Origin of the sequence: Streptomyces sp. NPDC050534 (assembly GCF_044457745.1) — a bacterium.
Taxonomy (GTDB): domain Bacteria; phylum Actinomycetota; class Actinomycetes; order Streptomycetales; family Streptomycetaceae; genus Streptomyces.
The window spans coordinates 1,526-3,275 of the sequence record NZ_JBITHF010000032.1 but is presented as its reverse complement, the minus strand read 5'-3'; the positions used below and the strand labels follow the sequence as shown (position 1 = coordinate 3,275).

At 57.8% G+C, this 1,750-nt stretch carries 1 rRNA gene (only partly in view); it reads left to right on the top strand.

From position 1 onward, the window contains the following. The first annotated feature begins 47 nt into the window (after nucleotides 1-47). Nucleotides 48-1,750: ribosomal RNA gene (locus tag ACIBN2_RS46680) — 23S ribosomal RNA — on the top strand; it runs 1,486 nt beyond the window's last position.

The window sequence follows — 1,750 nt, the reverse complement described above, 5'->3', positions numbered from 1 at the left end:
TGTACTGGTCGTTGTTTGAGAACTGCACAGTGGACGCGAGCATCTGTGGCCAAGTTTTTAAGGGCGCACGGTGGATGCCTTGGCACCAGGAACCGATGAAGGACGTGGGAGGCCACGATAGGCCCCGGGGAGTCGTCAACCAGGCTTTGATCCGGGGGTGTCCGAATGGGGAAACCCGGCAGTCGTCATGGGCTGTCACCCTTGCCTGAACACATAGGGCAAGTGGAGGGAACGCGGGGAAGTGAAACATCTCAGTACCCGCAGGAAGAGAAAACAACCGTGATTCCGGGAGTAGTGGCGAGCGAAACCGGATGAGGCCAAACCGTAGGCGTGTGAGACCCGGCAGGGGTTGCGCGTGCGGGGTTGTGGGATCTCTCTTTCACAGTCTGCCGGCTGTGAGGCGAGTCAGAAACCGTTGATGTAGGCGAAGGACATGCGAAAGGTCCGGCGTAGAGGGTAAGACCCCCGTAGTCGAAACATCAGCGGCTTGCTTGAGAGACACCCAAGTAGCACGGGGCCCGAGAAATCCCGTGTGAATCTGGCGGGACCACCCGCTAAGCCTAAATATTCCCTGGTGACCGATAGCGGATAGTACCGTGAGGGAATGGTGAAAAGTACCGCGGGAGCGGAGTGAAATAGTACCTGAAACCGTGTGCCTACAAGCCGTGGGAGCGTCGGACATCAAGCTTGCTTGGTGTCTCGTGACTGCGTGCCTTTTGAAGAATGAGCCTGCGAGTTTGCGGTGTGTTGCGAGGTTAACCCGGGTGGGGTAGCCGTAGCGAAAGCGAGTCCGAACAGGGCGTTTCAGTAGCACGCTCAAGACCCGAAGCGGAGTGATCTAGCCATGGGCAGGTTGAAGCGGAGGTAAGACTTCGTGGAGGACCGAACCCACCAGGGTTGAAAACCTGGGGGATGACCTGTGGTTAGGGGTGAAAGGCCAATCAAACTCCGTGATAGCTGGTTCTCCCCGAAATGCATTTAGGTGCAGCGTCGTGTGTTTCTTGCCGGAGGTAGAGCACTGGATAGGCGATGGGCCCTACCGGGTTACTGACCTTAGCCAAACTCCGAATGCCGGTAAGTGAGAGCGCGGCAGTGAGACTGTGGGGGATAAGCTCCATGGTCGAGAGGGAAACAGCCCAGAGCATCGACTAAGGCCCCTAAGCGTACGCTAAGTGGGAAAGGATGTGGAGTCGCAGAGACAACCAGGAGGTTGGCTTAGAAGCAGCCACCCTTGAAAGAGTGCGTAATAGCTCACTGGTCTAGTGATTCCGCGCCGACAATGTAGCGGGGCTCAAGCGTACCGCCGAAGTCGTGTCATTGCAGCAATACGCCCAACGGCGGCTGTGATGGGTAGGGGAGCGTCGTGTGCCGGGTGAAGCAGCACCGGAAGGTAGTTGTGGACGGTTCACGAGTGAGAATGCAGGCATGAGTAGCGATTCACACGTGAGAAACGTGTGCGCCGATTGACTAAGGGTTCCTGGGTCAAGCTGATCTGCCCAGGGTAAGTCGGGACCTAAGGCGAGGCCGACAGGCGTAGTCGATGGATAACCGGTTGATATTCCGGTACCCGCTGTGAAGCGTCAAACATCGAGCATCGTGATGCTAAGGCCGTGAAGCCGCCCTGATCTCTTCGGAGTTGAGGGGAGTGGTGGAGCCGCCGGACCAAGCGGTTAGTAGGTGAGTGATGGGGTGACGCAGGAAGGTAGTCCAGCCCGGGCGGTGGTTGTCCCGGGGTAAGGGTGTAGGAACG